General features: G+C 64.6%; 16 protein-coding genes. 4 read left to right on the forward strand and 12 right to left on the reverse strand.

The annotated features are described in order from the left end of the window. Positions 1-158: 158 nt before the first annotated feature. The gene (locus ON27_RS37020; RefSeq protein ID WP_043738396.1) at positions 159-1,382 is read left to right on the forward strand and encodes a cytochrome P450 family protein; all 1,224 of its coding nucleotides are present in this window, start codon (positions 159-161) and stop codon (positions 1,380-1,382) included. A gap of 242 nt (positions 1,383-1,624) precedes the next feature. On the opposite strand, the gene ON27_RS37025 is transcribed toward ON27_RS37020, so the two are convergent. Next, complete coding sequence (locus ON27_RS37025) at positions 1,625-3,298, reverse strand: hypothetical protein (protein WP_218003112.1); 1,674 nt, start codon at positions 3,296-3,298, stop codon at positions 1,625-1,627. A gap of 871 nt (positions 3,299-4,169) precedes the next feature. On the opposite strand from ON27_RS37025, the gene ON27_RS37030 reads away from it, so the two are divergent. Next, entirely contained in the window at positions 4,170-5,444 is a 1,275-nt protein-coding gene (locus tag ON27_RS37030) for an AcrVA2 family anti-CRISPR protein (protein WP_157227863.1), read from the forward strand. A 208-nt stretch (positions 5,445-5,652) separates the two neighbouring features. Here the strand turns inward: ON27_RS37030 and ON27_RS37035 are convergent, their stop codons facing one another. The 10 genes from ON27_RS37035 to ON27_RS40585 all read right to left on the reverse strand — a co-directional run bounded on the left by ON27_RS37035 (position 5,653) and on the right by ON27_RS40585 (position 14,271). Further along, positions 5,653-6,177, reverse strand: coding sequence for a MucR family transcriptional regulator (locus ON27_RS37035; RefSeq protein WP_086007612.1), 525 nt, complete (start codon positions 6,175-6,177; stop codon positions 5,653-5,655). Continuing rightward, on the reverse strand, positions 6,174-6,509 hold the full coding sequence (locus ON27_RS37040; RefSeq protein ID WP_043738411.1) for a hypothetical protein: 336 nt from the start codon (positions 6,507-6,509) through the stop codon (positions 6,174-6,176). The genes ON27_RS37035 and ON27_RS37040 overlap by 4 nt, the downstream gene beginning before the upstream one ends. Continuing rightward, complete coding sequence (locus ON27_RS37045; RefSeq protein WP_157227865.1) at positions 6,506-6,976, reverse strand: hypothetical protein; 471 nt, start codon at positions 6,974-6,976, stop codon at positions 6,506-6,508. Before ON27_RS37045 ends, ON27_RS37040 begins: the two co-directional genes overlap by 4 nt. Before the next feature lie 79 nt (positions 6,977-7,055). Continuing rightward, a complete protein-coding gene (locus ON27_RS43705; protein WP_043738417.1) occupies positions 7,056-7,583 on the reverse strand; it encodes a hypothetical protein in 528 nt (175 codons plus the stop codon). A gap of 371 nt (positions 7,584-7,954) precedes the next feature. Next, the gene (locus ON27_RS37055; RefSeq protein ID WP_218003113.1) at positions 7,955-8,779 is read right to left on the reverse strand and encodes an MBL fold metallo-hydrolase; all 825 of its coding nucleotides are present in this window, start codon (positions 8,777-8,779) and stop codon (positions 7,955-7,957) included. Positions 8,780-9,328: 549 nt separating this feature from the next. Next, positions 9,329-10,321: a hypothetical protein gene (locus tag ON27_RS37060; RefSeq protein ID WP_043738420.1), complete on the reverse strand. Its 993-nt coding sequence runs from the start codon at positions 10,319-10,321 to the stop codon at positions 9,329-9,331. After that, a complete protein-coding gene (locus ON27_RS37065; RefSeq protein ID WP_157227867.1) occupies positions 10,318-11,382 on the reverse strand; it encodes a hypothetical protein in 1,065 nt (354 codons plus the stop codon). Before ON27_RS37065 ends, ON27_RS37060 begins: the two co-directional genes overlap by 4 nt. A gap of 226 nt (positions 11,383-11,608) precedes the next feature. Continuing rightward, a complete protein-coding gene (locus tag ON27_RS40965; RefSeq protein ID WP_083888091.1) occupies positions 11,609-12,082 on the reverse strand; it encodes a gamma-glutamylcyclotransferase family protein in 474 nt (157 codons plus the stop codon). Continuing rightward, complete coding sequence (locus tag ON27_RS37075; protein ID WP_043738427.1) at positions 12,003-13,166, reverse strand: hypothetical protein; 1,164 nt, start codon at positions 13,164-13,166, stop codon at positions 12,003-12,005. The genes ON27_RS40965 and ON27_RS37075 overlap by 80 nt, the downstream gene beginning before the upstream one ends. Next, positions 13,147-14,271, reverse strand: coding sequence for a hypothetical protein (locus ON27_RS40585; protein ID WP_051047454.1), 1,125 nt, complete (start codon positions 14,269-14,271; stop codon positions 13,147-13,149). Before ON27_RS40585 ends, ON27_RS37075 begins: the two co-directional genes overlap by 20 nt. 203 nt (positions 14,272-14,474) lie before the next feature. Here ON27_RS40585 and ON27_RS37085 point away from each other — a divergent pair, with 203 nt between their 5' ends. Both ON27_RS37085 and ON27_RS37090 read left to right on the forward strand, forming a co-directional pair. Beyond that, on the forward strand, positions 14,475-14,948 hold the full coding sequence (locus tag ON27_RS37085; protein ID WP_157227871.1) for a hypothetical protein: 474 nt from the start codon (positions 14,475-14,477) through the stop codon (positions 14,946-14,948). A 291-nt stretch (positions 14,949-15,239) separates the two neighbouring features. After that, complete coding sequence (locus ON27_RS37090; protein ID WP_157227873.1) at positions 15,240-15,677, forward strand: hypothetical protein; 438 nt, start codon at positions 15,240-15,242, stop codon at positions 15,675-15,677. An 86-nt stretch (positions 15,678-15,763) separates the two neighbouring features. On the opposite strand, the gene ON27_RS37095 is transcribed toward ON27_RS37090, so the two are convergent. Then, a complete protein-coding gene (locus ON27_RS37095; protein WP_157227876.1) occupies positions 15,764-16,669 on the reverse strand; it encodes an MmyB family transcriptional regulator in 906 nt (301 codons plus the stop codon). Positions 16,670-17,458: the final 789 nt, after the last annotated feature.

Consider the following 17,458-nt stretch of genomic DNA (forward strand, 5'->3'; position numbering starts at 1 on the left):
CCACATACCCCGCGCCATGAGGCTGTCCGGATGGCGACAACGCCGAAAACCGTGCAGACGCAACGGTATCAATGGTTACGGTGGAGAGGGTCTCAGAGGCCGAGGGGGGCAAGACGCGTGCTCTCGGCTTGCCGGTCTATGGTCAGATTGGAGTTCGCATGGAGAACCACACCGACCCCATCGTCCTCGATCCCGAAGGTCCTGACATTCAGGGGGAGATCGCCCGCATCCGGGAGCGAGGACCGGTCACCGAGGTCGTGCTCCCGGGCGGAGTGCCGGCATGGTCGGTGACCGATGCGGGGTTACTCAAGGAAATCCTCTCCGGCTCCCAAGTTTCCAAGGATCCGCGTCAGCACTGGCCCGCGTTCCGGGATGGGCGGATCGGCAAGGACTTTCCTCTCCTGAACTGGGTGAATACGCGCTCGATGTTCACCGCTTACGGAGCCGAACATCGTCGGCTCCGTAACTTCGTGGCGCCGGCGTTCACCAACAGGCGCACCGCAGCGCTGGAGCCCCGTATTCGCGCGATCGCCGAGGATCTGGTGGCGAGTCTGGATGCCGCGCCGGAGCGCGGCCCAGTGGACATCCGCGAGCATTTCGCCTATCCGCTGCCCCTGCGGGTGATCAACGAGTTGATCGGGGTGCCCGAGCACCTGGTCGGGCCACTGCGGAGATGTGTGGACGGCATCTTCGACATCGCCCTGAGCGAAGAGGCTGCCGTAGCCAACTACGAGGAGATGATCGGGCTCCTGCAGCAGCTCGTCGCGTACCGTCGGGAGAATCCCGCTGAGGACATGACCAGCACGCTGATCTCCCGTGCCGACGATCCCGCACAGGATTTCAGCGCCGAGGAACTTGTCGGGACGCTCTATCTGACGATCAATGCCGGGCACGAGACGACGGTGGACCTGATCGACCAGTCGATATACCTGCTGCTCACCAACCCGGACCAGCAGGCCGCCGCACTCGACGGCAGATTGCTCTGGTCGGATGTGATCGAGGAGGTGTTGCGTTTCGAGCCATCGATCGCGCACATTCCGTTGCGCTACGCGGTGCACGATTTCGTTCTGGGCGACGTGGCGATCACCGCAGGCGATCCGATACTCGCCTGCCCCGCTGGCGCGAACCGGGATCCCAAGATCTACGGCGACAGCGCGAACGAGTTCGACCCCTCCCGGACGACCAACGATCACATGGCGTTCGGGTACGGCGCCCACCGCTGTCCGGGCGCACCGCTGGCACGGCTGGAGGCGCAGGTTGCCCTTCCCATGCTCTTCGAGCGGTTCCCGCACATGAAACTAGCCGTCTCTCCTGACGAACTGGGCACGGTCCCAGGGTTCATCGCCAACGGACACGCCCACCTTCCGGTGTTCCTGAAGTAGGCCGCGGCACGCGGGGGAGGGCATCGAGCCGCCGGCCGGTGCCCTCCGACCGGCGGCGACGCTCGGGAAAGGGCCGTGCACGCGGCGCTTTCCAGCCGTGTTGGGGTTTGCGGTGAGGTGGGAACGCCGCGTTCCGCACCCGGTCCCTCGCCGCGGATGGGTCTCGCTGACCTCGATGTTGCGGCAGTTCATGAAGCCGATGGCCGCGCATGGAACCAGGGTCCAGGCGCGCGCGCCCGGGGTCATCCGAACGATTGCAGGAATACGATATACGACACCGGCACTCGAACCGGATCGCAGCAGGGATCGAATTCCAGCAACAGGCTCGATCTGTCTTCGCCCACGCCACGCAGTAGCGCGGGAACGTCTACCAGACCAGCAGCCGTGTCCGTCGGCGGCTGTTCGACGGGGGGCACACGACTCCAGCGGCGGGGCGGCCCGAGCACCGAACCAGCGGGGACCTCCATCCTGACCTGAACATGCACGGCATCGTCCATGTGTCCGGAGGCCACGAGCGCCAGCAGATCCAACTCGTCGTACCCGACGATGAACACTGCCTCGCCCGCGGTGAACTCCTGTCGGGCCGTCGAAGCACACCATTCTGGTTCCCGGCCCGAGTTCTGCGGCGGTGGGTGGGCGCCGGGCAGGAAGGGGCGCGAATACCCATTCCATGGGGAGGTGGGGATCGCGGCGACCACTCGTGCCCGCTCAGCCTGCACCAGCGCAGACGGCACTGCCGTTGAGGGCACTTCCCTCTCATGCAGGATCACACCGAACCGGTGCAGCAGCGTAGTGGCCACCTGTGTGGGCGCGACGCCGTCGATGAGCGGTGCTGCCAGCGCCGAGTGGTCGATGGCGAGGGCTTGCTCGGCAGCCTCATCGGGTACACGCAGCACAATCACGTTGGTGGTGTGCTCGTCGACCAAACCTTTGTTGACACGTATCCGCAGGGGATCCACGAGGGTGGGGTACTGGGTGAGGAATGCCAGTGGTTCCGCCGCGTCGGTGACCAACGGCCACTCCATCACAAGCAGCGCCCGGTCTGGAGCGGCACTGCCAGCGGTGCGGTGGGCATCGCGCAATCCGGCAAGAGTCAGCTCCAACCGGCTGAGCCAGGTATCGGCGAAACGGTTGCGCAGCTCCTCCAGCAGGCGGTCCGCCCAGGTATGCGGGCAGTCGCTATGCCCCACAGACACAGTCGGATTGTGTGGCAATGCGGTCAGGTCGCGGACGTGGGGCAGATGCTGCGCCAGCGAAGCCCTCACCCGAGATGCCGCCGCGCTGCCGCTGCCACCGTCGCGATGAGCTTCCAACCAGATGCTTGCGGTGTGCTGCCAGGCGTCGAACGCCTTCGGCCCGCCGGCGACCTTCGCCGGGTCGGCGGCCAGCGTGATCTTCTGCAGTAATCGGCTTTCCGTGCTCACCGGTGTCTCGGACTCGACCATGGCCACAGCCCGATACAGCAGCCCCTCCCAGATATGGCTGCCGAGCAGATCAGCCAGTTCATCGAGCAACTCGTCGAAGGCGCACGACGACTTGCTGGCGGCATCGACAATCGCACTTGCGGTGTGTTCCCAGCCTGGCTTCTCCCACATCGGCGCTGCCAGTCGTTCGATCGTTCCCGATTCGATCGGTCGTTTGGCGCGACGACGTGCATAGTCCAGCCACGACCAGCTGCGCTGCGTGTCTGCCAGCGCGGCTGCAAAATCCGCCGTCGCGGCTTGCATCTCGCCGATCAACCGCACCGCGCGCAGGGCCGCGGCGTGCAGCGGATCGATGTCGGCGCCGTTGCCACAGCTGCGGCACACGGCTCGCCAGTCGAGCCCCAGCAATGGAACCTTCTCGACCGTGGTCGCGGTCGTGCGCGGGCAGCCGCCAGGGACGTGCCACTTGCCTTGCCCGGAGGGGGCGCGCACCAGTGGCACTGTCGCGCCTTCCAACGAGGGCGGCACTGGGATGCCGAGCAGATCGAACTGGCTGAAGTTGATCTCGCCGGAAGACTGCGGCACTCGTCTCACTCCAGATCATCCCCCTCGATACAACCACTCCATGATTCAGTCACGCGTTCCCGCCCAGTGACGGCGAGCTGTAGCGACCGAAACGAGTCGATGACGAAGTTTGCCATGCCGCCGTGCTTTTTGACCACTTGATCGCTCATCTTCAATTCACACTTCGTGTGTGAATTGAGCTTCTACATTCTCGATGTGTTTGTAGCGTGGTCGTCGTGAAGGCTTTACTTCGCCGCTGCACGGCTGCCCAGCATCGAAGTCCCGCGCCGACCTGCCGCGCAGTGCACGAGGCCTACGCGGTCAATGACGCGATATCCCGCCACTGCCAACGGTGTGATGCCGATCCATTCCGCTTCTGCCGGAACAGGGAGACGAACGACATCCTGAGGATGCCGTGCATGATCAGGCTGACCGGTCGCCGGTGTGAGCCGCTCCGGCACCCGGGAGCAGCGTTCCACCCTCATAGGACAAGATGAAGCTATGCCCGCAGAACATCTTTCACCTACCGACCCTGACGATGCAGCCGAGCACTCCGGCAAGGCGGAGACCCTGCGGAGAGAACTCACCCGGGTGATGTGGGCTCGGCCCGTCGAGAGGCCGGGGGACTCAACAGACTCCAGCACAACGTAAGGCGCTGACCTTTTCAACCCGTACCCACACTGCGTGTGGGGATTCCGTTCTTTTCGCCTTCACTTCCCGACAGCATGAACGTCGATGTGGCCCGAGCTCAAAGCGCGCGACGGCCCGACCAATTTCTAGGGTGTGAGGTGCAGCCGAGTTGGCCGAGAAGTCCGACAGCGATTCAGCACTCGCACGATCGGTCGCCGCCACGGTCGCCGAACTGGATTCATTCAACGACCGCAACGCGGAGGATCTATCCCGAATAAGGATGTATGGCCCGGCGAAATCGCTGGCTCGCGGTGAATCAATAGACAACGTAGATTTCGCTGCCGCCGAGCAACTGACGTACACCCAGTTGTCGGCAGTGGCCCCAGTATTGCATAGCACTGCTGTGTGGACGCGATGGGAGCAGCAACGCATCGTCTACGCGCTGCATCCGCAGTTGATCAAGGAGCTGGCCGACTCCGAGTCGGATCAGCTCCCAGGCAACGTCCTGGACCAGTTGCCCCTCGACCACCCCTTCGTCGCCTTCGGTGAGCCGATGGCGGTGGCGAACCTGGCGGGCACGGCAGCGCAGGCACGCGGATTCACTCTGTACGGACTGTCGACGAAGCGAAACTGTTACTGCGACATCCACGATCCGGACCGTACCGATATCGGGTTCCACTTCTACATCACCGAGCCCGATCGGACCACAACGGTCTGCTCATTGGTGGTCCCGACCACCGGCGTGTTCTCAGTTGATGATGTCGTCAACGGCGCAGCCAGCGATGTGTCGATGATCAACTACAGTGCGCCAGATGGGGAATTAGACCGCAACTGGGTGCGGGATTCGTTTTCGCGGCTGCTGAGACTCGGTGTGGCCACCACTCTGTACCTGTGTACCCGTGACGCCGATGTGCGGCCCGCGAAGGAGAGGATGCCGCGCCGGGCGAAGGAGAGGGTCAAGGGCGGTACGCGGCGTCGGGACAAGTCCGCCACCGTGTTTGAGGCAGGGTGGAGGCTTGGGCCGCCGCTGACCGAATCCCGTCGCACTTCGACCGATGGGGGCAGCGTTCATTCTGCAGCGCAATCCGATTCGGACCGGAAACGCAAGCCCCATCCCCGAAAAGGGCATTTCCAACGCTATTGGGTCGGCCGGGGTGACGAGAAGACCCTCGAGGTTCGATGGAAGCGCCCGATACAGGTCAACGCGCACCTTCGGACCGGCGACGACAACTCGCCTTACATCGTGCCGGTGAACAAAGTGGTCGATCTCGACGCTCTACCAGATGACTCCATGCTGGCCGCGTTGGCCAGCGCCACAGCCGCGCACCTCGATGACCGCATCCCGGTCGTGACGGTTTCCGATTTCTCCGGCACGCCCATCGAGCCCGCGGACGCCAGCGCCGCTCTCGAGGAGCCAGATGCGAGCGACAGCCTGGGCGCGTAGCACGCCGACCTGAGGAGGAGTCCGACGAACCGTTGTGGTCGCCGCATGGCAGGCGGAGACCACAATGTTCGCGCGATCGCCGAAACGCTGCATGTCGACCGAGGCACGGTGTACCGCATGCTCGACCGCAACGGCCAGGGCCGAAGTCGCTGACATACGCTGCCTGTACACGACTTTCGCCACCCAGTCGCATACCGACTCCAGCCGTTCAATGACGGCGGCGGCGCAGCCGGAGTCCGCGGTAGATGAGTGTCGGGTCGGCGGCGCGGCGGGCGGCGTCCGGGTCGCGTGCGACGGCGATCCGCTGGACGCCGCCGTTGCTGCGGGCGGCATCGGCGAGCCGGGCGCTGAGTTCGGTCGCGGTGAGCGGTGTGGACATCAGCAGGCCGTGTCGCATCCGGTAGTCGCGGACCGAGCCGTGTGCCATGCCGATGTGGACAGCCAGCGCGATGTAGCGGCGGCCGCAGTCGTGACACACCAGTCGGGTGTCGTCGATGGTGACCACACCCCACAGGCCATGCCCGGACGGGGTGATGCCTACCTGGTGGCCGTGGTCGGGGTCGACGGGCAGCCCCCGAGCGGCGCGGCGGTAGTGGCGTCGGCACATGCCCCGGCAGTGCACCGGCTCAGTACACCAGCCTGGCCCGGCGTCGCGCCCGCAGACCCGTCCGACGGCGGGCATCCGCTTCGGCTCACCGTCGCGGGTGATTCCGCGTTCCGGGCGGCGTGTCACCGGGGGCGCCCGGCCTGGCTGAGGGCATTGGACACGGCGGCGCGGGTGACGCCCCAGCGGCGGCCGATCTCGGCGCGTGTCAGCCCCTCGTCGGCGAGCTGCTGCCAAGTGGCGCGGCGGCACGTGGCGACCGCACCAACGACAGCCAGCGCGCGCTGGTCGAGCTCGGCGAGGAAGTCACGACCAGCGGACGGGGCGAGGTCGGCGGGAGACAGTGCGGCGCACTCCTCGGCCCTGTCGGCCAGCCAGCGGGCGTGCCGCGCCAGCGATTCCCACGGTGATGGGATCGCGTCGGATTCTTCCAGCGCCGCGAGAGGGTCATGGCCGGTCACCACGACCTCGCCTCGATCGTGACCCAGCCCTCATGAAACTTGCTGCGGCCGTCGCCAGCAGCATGCGCCATCATCGTTTGATCTCCGAAATGACCAGCCCACTCGGTGCCGTGCGTGACCATGAGGACCCCCCGGCCTGTGCTTCGCGCGGCAGCCGCTACCGCTTCGGCGCCGTCGCCGGCGGCACCCAGCAGTATCGACCAGCCGGACAGCCCGCTGACCGTGACAGCACCATCCGATACCGTCACGGTGACAGTGTCGATCGGCTCTGTCGAATAGTCCTTGCTGTCGCCCCTGTTGAGGCCCAGGGCCGCAGCGAACGGCCGCGTCAAGGCCGCCGCTCGAGCGGTCTTGGCGTAGACCACCATGTGCACGATGGCGCCTATGCCCTGAGCGGTGCCCGGACGGACGGACAGCTCCATTTCCCCGCTCTCCAAGGCGGCGATCACGGATTCTTCGGTGGACACAGGTAGACCTCCTGTGGTGGATGATGGACGCGGGGTCGGGGCTGGTTGCGACAGCCCCGACCCCGCAGGTGTCGGTCTATCAGCGGGTGTGGCTGGCGAAGACAGCGGCGAGGACGGCCGCGGGCAGGGTGATCTCCGGGCCGCCCTGTGCGGCGGGGTGGACGTTGGCGACTAAGCGGTATCCGTTGTCTTCCCAACTGCCCTCGACGTGCCATCCGTGACGACGCAGCACCCATGCGAGGTCTTCACCTACAGGCGGGTCGGACGGCTCGTACGGGTCGTCGGTGTAGCCCTGGCCGTCGAAGCCGACCCCGATCTCCTGCGACCAGAGCACATCGTCCTTGAACAGCAGGCGCACTGCCAGGCCAGTGTTGGAGCGGTCAAGGGTGATGGCCTCGAAGGACAGAGCGGGTTTACCGATGGCGTGGTGTTCGATGATGCTCCACAATTCCTCGGGCGTCACCGCTTCCACGTTATAGCCGCCGGTCAGGTTGCGGATCTCGGTGACGATGGCGTCGATGTCGAACTCGTCGCGGGAAGCCGCGTCGGTGCCGTTGGCCTCGATGGCGGTGATGACGGCGTTTCGGGCGTCGAGGTTGGTGTGCATGAAGTCTCCTTGAGAGGGTGTCCGTCCGACAACCACCAATGTACACCCTAGGGTGTACATTGGTGGTTCGAACAGCGTCATCGCTCCCCTGTCTTCGTCGGCAGCTCGCGGGCGCGCGTTGGAGCAGCCGAGATTCGGGCCCACCAGCTCCCGCACCGGCATCCTGTACAACTCGGCGATGCGCGCCAGCCACGACGACAGCGACTCCAGCTCACCCGGCGGCGGGTGCAGCGGCCAGCGCGTCGGCGCGCTCAGCCGATGATCGCTAGTCACGTTCAGCCTCAGTAGTTTCGCAGGTCAGCGCTGAACAGAGCATCGAACATTGATAGCGAGTCTTCATCCTGGTTGCCGTCGGTGGCCGCGGGTTGCGGTTACACGTAGGCGTCGATGTCGCCGTAGTTGTGGAAGGGCTGCCACCGATACGCGCCAGCTACCTGGACGACGCGACCGACCTGGACATCGGCGAAGTGGACGCCGAAACCCAAAGTGCGGGGTTCGGTCAGTTCGGCGATGAGGCGACGGCGGCTGAGCTCCGAGGCGCTGTGATCGTAGTCGGTTGCCGTCGACATCTCCGGATAGGCGATCTGCAGCGACGACTGTAGAGCGTCGCCGAACGCGATCAGGCGCTGTCCTGCGTCGCTGATCACGTACGCGGTGTGGCCGATGGTGTGGCCCGGCAGGCGGAGCGCGTGCACTCCCGGAAAGATCGTTTCCCCGTCCCCGACGGGTTGGACTTGCGAGGCGAACACCTCGAGCATCTGCGGTGCGGTTCCCTGTTGCTCGGCCAGCGCCCGGTGGCGCCACTCCTCCTCACCGATGTAGACCTTCGCCGCGGAGAACGGCGGCTGCGCCGCTCCGGGTGCGCTCTGCCACAGCCAGCCCAAATGGTCGGCGTGCAGGTGAGTGAGAGCGACAGCTTCGATCCGACCTGGCCCGCGGCCCACCGCTGCGAGACTATCCAGCAACGCACCGCCGCTGAGGAGTCCGAACGATGTCTGGAACTGCAGCGGCCCGAAGCCGCAGTCGATGAGGATGGCGCGGGAGCCGTGTTCGACGAGGATGCCTCCCACGCTGGCGACAAGACTACCGCTTGCGTCGAGGTATTCAGGATGGGTTCGCAGAATGGTCTCGGTGCCCGGCAGCCATTCCTCGGCCTTCAGCGAGGTTGACCCATCGGGCAGGAATGTGACAGTCAATTGGCCGATTTCGACGCTCCGAAGAGGAGCGGGTCGCGTGAGCCGATTCGGGATGGTCGTGGTGCGTGTCATTACGCTTGCGCTACTTTCCTACCACGCAGAAAGGGGCGGCCGGAGAGAGCGGCTACGGAGCCGCCGGGCACGATGTTCCGACCTTCTAGCTGCGACTACAGGGCATGCGGCAGGCGCCCAGAGGGGATTGCGAATCTCGGTTGCTGCCGCTCTGCCTACTATTCGGTTCGACGCAGCGAATTGTCAACGAAACCGACCCACACTCACTGTCAGCTATTTTTGATGGCCTTCAACAGAGGGCGTTGCTGACCCGCACATGCGGTGTCACCGAGTTATCTTATCGACGCATTTCGGACGCGAACCCTCACGAAAGGTCGGATTGTCGGTCGCTCGAAACTGCAGCGCGTCGCTTCCTGCCTGACGTACGGGCTGCGCGGAGCAGGGGCCCGGACGACGCCTGGGTTGGCTCCACCGGGGTGCCTCACACCTCAGCCGGGACGCGTCGTTCCGCCAGTACGCGCAGCTGTCACACTGTGCTCAGTCCTGCTGGTAGGACTTGACTGCAGCCACCGCCAGAGCGCGAGTTTCGGCGCATCCAGGTCCGCTGATGCGCAACGCATCGATCCGGTCTTCGGGTTTGCCGTCCCATGTTCGCGTCGAAAATGGCTTATCCACACCGACGTAGGCGCGAATGGAGCAGTGGCCGTCGCCGTTGCTTTCTTCGACAGATTCGACACCGGCGAGCATCAGCTTCCGTGCTTGCGATGGCACATAGCTGGCCTGGGACTTCGCTACGTTGAATACCTCGATGCCGAATCTGTTGCTGTCGTCGCGGGAATGCTGACCGAGCCAAATATTGCACTCATAGGGGGACAACATGCTCAAGTAAAACGTCTGCCCCGGCTCGAACGCGGAGTCCAACGCGGCGCAGGGGTCTTTCATAGCGCTTCTGGTTTTCGGCACGCGGGTCGAGTTCACCCGAAGGGGGCTTTCCTGCAACAGAGGTGCTGAGACGGTCACGATATCCCGCAACGCGGCACAGGGATCGACACCGGGACTCGCGGTGGCCCAGTAGTGGAAGGCGCGGCGCTTATTGTATTCCAGTGCGATGAAGCATGTTTCGTCCGAAAGCAGCGGTGAGGCGCGCCGGTCACCGATCCGGAAGCTGTTGGTGCCGAAATGCGGCAGCACCGACAGCGATACTCCGACTGTGGTGATGCCTCTGGCGAGAGTGACGCGATCCAGCCGGACCTCGCACTCGTCCAGACGTTGCCCGATACCGAAGTACAACGCGGTGCCAAGAGCGGTGATGGCGGCTTCGTCCAGCATGCCGCAGGGATCGAGCGCGCGGGCCTTGTCGCTCTCGGCGAGATCCTCTCGCGATGCTCCGCCGGACAGCGTGCCGCGGTAGCGCGTGCCCGTCGGTGTGGCTGCGTCGTCTACAGGCGTCATCGCACAACCCGACAGTGCCAGTACCACCAGAGGCAGGCAGATCGCCGCGAGCGCCGAAAATCGGGGGCGGTGATTCATGCGTTCGCTCCGAACAGATTCATCGCTGAGGGCATCACTGCGTCGGTGACCCGGCACGGTCCGCGCACTGTCACTGTCGTCTGCCAGCGTGCGCCCCGTCTCACAGACTCCCTTGCGGGCGCGCCCGGCCGGTAGGTGTCGATCACCGGGCCTACCGGGAACTGAACCGAACAGATCGGCTCCCCGACCGCGGTGTTGCGGTCGATCAGCACCGGCTTGCCGCCCACCTGCCCAGGCGTCCATGTGTAGATCGGCTTCATCGCGCGGTCAGCCGCTACCAGATCGAAGCCCGCGCTGATCAGGTCGTCGAGATGCAGTTTCGACTCCGGCGTTTTCACGAAGGCCCTGCAGTCATAGGGCGTGGTCTCCGACTCGAGCTTCACCACGGTGTAGGCGGGAGGAAGATGCTGCATCAGCTCGCACGGGCTGCGCTGGCTCAACGGCAGCTGACCCGAGCCGGGACCGCGGCGGGGCAGGTGATTGCCGCGGAATGCGGTCACGATGTCGGCTACGGTCTGTCTGACCAACTGGCAGCCGAGTGTGTCTGGGGTGAAACCGAAGGAGGTGACAGTGGCGTAGGCCAGAGGCGGCACTTCGACGATGTCGGGGACTGCCACTGTTCCTGTCGCCTGTACGGGGAACCGCAAAGGCACTTTGTAGGCGCAGTTTCCGTGGGAGTTGCGAACACGATCGATCGTGACGGTCTCCCCCGCGATCTGCTCGTTGGCTTCCTGGGCGGTGGGTGGGTAACTGTTCATGGTGATCGTCAGGTGCGATGGAACCTGTTTCCGGTTGGTCTGCAACAGCCCGATATCGCAGCTGCCGACCTCCATCTCGGGGCCTAGCGTCCAAATTTCGCCATGGGCTGCCAGTTTCGTCTGATCGAAGAAGCCGCAGGGGTCCACGGATCGGATTTGCTCGGCGATGTCGAGCTTCTGCCGATCTCCCGCCGGCACCCTCACGCCGAACGTTGGTGCGGCGCCGGGCGGCGCCGAACGCGGTGCCCCCTCCACTGCCTGTGAGCACGCCGTCACAACCAGCGCCAACAACAGTGCGGGCACGGAACGCCCTACGATCCTCATCCGGGTCCTTCCTCGGCCCGAGCCGCGACGCAGTCAGGTTGAACACACAGTTCTGATCCCCCGAGCGCTCACACGGTAGTGGCCACTACCGCATGCAAACCCCCGAACTCACACAGCTGGTGGAAGGGTGGGAACACATCCGACGGAAGTCCGCTGATTCGTGGGGTGAGTGCGGAGGTATCTGGTCTTGCTTGTGTGAGTGCGCCTATGCGGTGGCGCGGCGCTTCCAGGCTGCGCAGCGTTGCACGTAGGCGGGCAGACAGGCGCGAGCGAATTCGGCGGGGCACCAATCTGTGGGCTCGGTGCGGCCGGTCCAGGTGTATGCCCATGCGGTCTCCCCGACGCCAGGGGCGATCGGCTGCAAGGCGTATTCGGGGTTCTCGAAGTCGTCGAGCACCTGCCACTCGTCGGTGGTAAGGCCGAGCAGCAGCACTGCTGGGGTTGTGGCCGCGGGCGCGGCTACGAGTCCTGGGTAATCGAGCCCGGGCAAGCGCGCAGCTCGCCAGCCTGCCAGTTCAACTGCTCGCCTCGGGGGTGTTCTGCCCAGCAGCACCTGCAGAACCGCGGGGAACTGCAGAGTCCCATAGGCCAGCAGCCGCTCATTCTCCGCCGATAGTGGGGCCAGCCGGCCACAGGTCCATGAGTTGCTGCGGTGTGTGGGGTGCCTGGTAGATGGCATGCAGTACCTCGCGGGCGGGCGCGGCTGGGGTGTCGGCGAGACGTGTGAACCAGTCGATTCCGGCTGGGTAGGCGAACAGATAGGAGCGAAGCAGCGGATTGGCGCCGCGATCGGTCAGCAGGTCAGCGATGTGGGAGTCCGGCCAGAACGGTGCCCGATGGCGTGCGACGGAGACCAGGTCGGATATGCCAGTCCCGTGGGCCAGACGCAGGTGCAGTTGAGCTCGGACCAATTGCTGGTAGTGGTCGAGGCGGACGCGGGTTGCCAACTGCTGGTCTTGGGGCACCACAAGCAGAGGCAACGCCTGTGCGACCCCCTCGAACATCACCTGAGCTTGGGAGTGGACTGAGAACACCCGCACCCACGCGACGTCGCTGTCGGCGCAGTGATCGGCGAGGCTGGCGAACTGTAGGGCATGGCCGAGCACCTCGTGCAGCGCGAATTGACGCACCCGAACCTTGCTGAATCGCGCATGCTTGAGGTTGATGCGCAGTCGCGCCGATCGCCCTTCGCCGTCGAGCCAGTAGCTCCAGTAGGCATCGGTGTCGACGGATTCGACTTTCAGATCGTAGCTCGTGGTCGTGCTCGTGGCGGCACGGACCACTGGCTCGAGGTCGGCGGCTGCCTCACGAATGGCGTCTGCGGCGTCGGCAGCAGCGATGGATCCTTCGACGACCATGAGGTCGTCCATGGTGTTCGGGCCCCACGTCACGCCAAGCGATTCCACGTGCTCGCGGGCGATTTCGCCGCAGTGCGCGATGTATTCCTCCGTCCATCCCGTGGGCATGCATCCCTGGGTTCGGTGGATGTACTCATCCAGCGGCAGCCGTTCGCCGAGAAGGGCGCAGCAGTAAGCGATGTCGGCGTCGAGGCGCGCGGCCAACTCGGCGTCGTTCTCAGCGGCAGCGCCGGCGGCGAGGGTGGTCAGCTGTTGGTAAGCCTCGAGTCGGTCGCCGACCGGCTCGATGACGCTGGTGGCGGGGTGGCAGTCATAGTCGACTACCGGATGAGCGCCGCGTCCGAGTTCGTAGCTGTTCCATCTGCGCAGCAGGTCCTCGGTGGCGTCACGCAACTGCCTCGTCACGCATGATCTCCCAACGTACTGTCACCGACTGATTTGGTCGCAGATGATCCCGCGTCAGCGTAATTGCGATGCCATTGTCGTCGTGGTCCCACAATAGACTCTCGGCCGCACCGTGTTTGTTGCCGCTGGGGACGACTTCCTCACCTGAGCAACTCACCAATCTACATCCGGCCTGGCGTACATCGATGCTGAATCGGCGCGTGTATCGTCCGATGTCCTGGTGCCAGTAGTGGGATGTCACGAACCTGCCTCCCGTGCAGGTGTAGCCCACAGTGCCTGTTTCTCCCGGCTGAATGGCCGGCGACACCTGGCACACGAACTTCGCCAGCGAGCCTGCGTCGTGGGTTCGCTCGATCGCCACCTCGTGCTGTCCGCGGCGCAGCGGCTCGATGTGCAGCCCGCCGGGTTGGGTGTATTCGAACCACAGTTGGCGAGGTATCCGGGTCAGCGGCGCCTCGGACATGTTGAACATCTCGTGGGTGTAGGCCAGATGGGCGCTGCCATTCGCGTCGATGGTGAGGATGATGCGGTGCTCGAGCTCGACGACATTGCCGATCAGCCCCGCCATCTGCACGATCTCTGTCTCATCGAGCCGCAACACCTGCGCCAGCGCGGCCAGCCTCTTGCCGATCTGTCGAGTATGCGCGGGAAGATCGGGGTGGTCGAACTGGACCGTGGCGGACCGCGCCGGTGGCTGCGCGGCTGGCAACTTGGGCAGGCCCCATCCAGTCAGGCTGGCGTCCCTGGTCAGCAGAGCGTTGGCGACCGCGTCGGCGAGCCGACCGGTACCGAATTGGTGGGGCGCTCCACGCTGCAGACGCGGGTTGTCGATCGAATCGGCTTGAGCGAGCAACTTTCCGGCCGTCCATCCGGGAAACATGCTCTCCAGCACGCGGCAGTGGTGGGCCCGCGGCATCCGATTCACTGTGCCGTTGAGCCACTTGAAGTACTGGCTTCTGGACGGGGGCGGAGACGCTGTGTCACCGGGGTTGCACAGGGCGGCGGCGTGCTTCTTGTACTCGGCCACGAAGTCGGGATACGCATGCAGATGTTGCTCTTGCAGAAGCAGTTTGAGAGCTACTGGCACAGCGACCACCACCTTCACGCAGGGCCGGTGAAGGCACCTCGGATCACCGGATCCTAGCAAAAGGAGACAAAAGGAGACTAATGGGAGACTAAATCGGACCTTCTGGCAGATGAAAGGAGACCGCCGAACGCGCGAACGTAAGACATGGTCATCCGCCATCCGGTGTCACCGCCTCTCGCCACCTCACTGGCGACCAGATCTCAGTGCGACCTGGACATGGAATGGGGCCGGATCGAGATGGTCCGATTCGAGGCGGAAACGCGAAACACAACAGAGGGGCAATCGAGATGACAAGGGCGCTCGAGACGTCGACCAATGCCGTGCTGCCGTCCTGGCAGGAACTATCGTTGGTGTTCTGGGGCTGCGGAAACGCCTCCGACGGCGATCATCCAGTGATTCGATCGGCCCGATCCCTGGCCGCTCTCCGGCGGCCGTCCGGACCCGTCGACAGGCCGCTCCGTGAGGGCGAACACCGACGCCAGGCGTTGATCCGCGATATCGACAGCTGGGTGGCGGCGCATACGCCGGGAACCCAGGGGATCGGCAAGGTGGTCGATCAGATCGTGACTGCCGGAGTACGCGTGCAGCAGATACTCATCGACCACCCGGACACGCAGACCGACCTCACGCGGCTGGCCGAGATCTGGAACAGGGTCGCCGCCCTCCTCGAGAACAGCCGGTCCGTGAACCGATGAACAGCCCATGGGCCGCGGCAACCGTCATCGTCCCGTAGCTGCCCGTTTCCAAACAATCCCCGCGTACGTCGGCTCCTGGACGAACTTCCAGCGATGCTGGCATCTGACTCAAGCCGGCCAGAGTGCCTGCGGGAGTGAACGCCGCGCACGAGATCACTCGGGGTTGATAGCATGATTGCGTGCCATCACTCGGCCGCTACATGGGCAGCGCGTACCGCCACCCCGGGCGCGAGTCCGAGGAGCATGCGATGGTGCGAGCTTGCGATGATGCAAGCATGCGATGATACGAGGATGACAGGCGTGGAGGACGGCAACAACAGCGAGAAGGTGAAGGCAGCCAAAAAGCCCCAGATCATCTTCCGTGTCTCGGAAGGGCTCAAAGGAGCCTTGACCAGAAAACTGACCTGGATCGCCGAGTGGCTGGATATGCCCCCCAAGGGAGCTCAGCAGCAGGTCTACGAAACCTTCACCCAACTCTTCCTAGAGAATATGTATCCGACTTCCGCAGTGCCAGAGATGCTGGCTCTGGCGCCTCAACTGAAGAAGGCCGGCCCTGAGCGGGACGCGGCACTGGCGCGCGCGAGAGACCTCTGGGAGCAAGGCGTTCGAGCTGAACTTGCTGAACACGATGCGCGGGCCGCGGGACAAGAGGCGATGGAACTTGCGCGGGCCGCGGCGCAAGAGGCGATGGAGGTTGCGCGACGCGCCGCTGAGCAGGCTGGGGAGTGACCGTCTGCCCGCGGGAGGACCGGGTCAGCGCGCCTTCAACTTCACACATCACAGGAGCGGCGGGCGATCTCGTCGCCCTCGAGGCCTCATGGTCGCGTCACAGGCGTCGGCCGAGGGGTCAACATGATCAGTTCGTGTGGTCGGCTGTCACGTGCCGATCGGTAGGCATCCATCGTCCAGTACGTGTCCCCGCCGTGCTCGTCTCGGACGATGATGAGGTCATGGGTGCTGGTGTCTTCGCCCAAGTCGGTGTGCCAGAGGTGGGTGAACCTCGGGTTCTTGCTGGAGGCGTCGATGATCTCGAGGATTCGTTCGATCGGGACGACGCCAGGAGCGTATAGGCGTAGCACCGCGATCATGCGGTGGACGACATCCTCCAAGTTGGTCAGCACCTCAACCGCCCTGGGGTCGAGCATGCATTGTTCGATCATGTTGGTCGGACGTGTCGCGGTGGGAGGTGCTGGTAGCGCCCATGGGAAGGTGGCGGCAGCGATCGGATTGGCATAGAGGATGTCGAAGCTCGGAGTTGCCAGGAACCATGCCGGTACGTTGAGCGAGTCGATGCGCGCGCGGTCGATGTCGCTCAATGCCACTGGCCAGGCGCCGATGTCGAGGCGGTAGAGTCCGTCGGCCACCACAGCCGCCAGTTTGTGCAACTGCCAGGCCGGCAGCTCCAATACAGCGCACCATCGTTTCAGCATCTGAGGCGTCGGCGTGCGGGAGCCGACTTCGTAGTTGTGCAGTGCCTGAGTAGTGACGTGGAGCTGGGCGGCGACATGGGCGAGGGTGTACTTCTTGGCAACTCGCCGCTGCCGCAGTGTTTTGCCAACCGTGGGTTTTCGGGATAGTTCGGCGAGGTCGATCTGGCCGTTGGCGAGGATCGTCGTCGGGCGAGAGACGGGCCGCTCGCAGTGCACGCGCGAACCGTCGACCGATCCCGTCCGCGGCCTCACTGCAGCACCTGCGAGAGGACCGATGGTTGTTGTGGTCATGGACGACTCCTTGCGGTCTGCCCCCGGCGGGCGCATAGCCGCCGAGCGAGGGCCGGAGGTCGAGCATCAGCGCCCATGGACAGGGCAGCGCTGGACTCCGGTGGATCAATCATGTAGAGGTGCGCCGTCTCGGATATCGCGGGATTCCGCGGGCGAGCAGGCAACCGAGGCGGCTTGGGTGTCGAGGCAGCGCCCCACCGGCTTCGCCTCCTTGCAGCGAAACGAGACCGAAAGCCATTGGTCATGGCGTTACCCCTCGACGAGGGGCCGAAGCGGTCCGCGATTCAAAGGGTCATTTCTCTGCGTCGCATCAGGCGACAGCCTCTTTGATCTTTATGCACATCTCACCCCGTTTCCCACACGGCCATTGGCCAGTAACGCGACCTTGAGTGTGAAGCTACTCTTGGGTTAGCAGTATTCGCGACACCTCGTACAGTGTCAATTATTTAAAACTCGCACTTCCGGTGCCATTTCTCTTGACGCCGGTTCGAATGGTGGAGTGCGGAAAAATAGCACAGTAAGTGCTACACGGGCGGGGACCGTCGGGAATTGCACAATTGGTGCAACGCCACTTCACCGCCGCCAACAAGGCCTCGGAAAGCGTCGGCCTCCGCGATACACCAGCGTGCGCCGCCCCGGTGCCCACAGCCACGACCGGTGTCGAAGTGGAGATTGATCCCAGCCCGGCGAGCCCCCCGCAACGACCGGCCACCGGCCGGTCGTTGCGTAATCCGTCACGTGACGAATAACGACGGGACCACGCACAAGTTGCGAGCCCACCCCTGTCAT

The sequence above is a fragment of the Nocardia asiatica NBRC 100129 genome (genome assembly GCF_000308415.1).
GTDB lineage: Bacteria > Actinomycetota > Actinomycetes > Mycobacteriales > Mycobacteriaceae > Nocardia > Nocardia asiatica.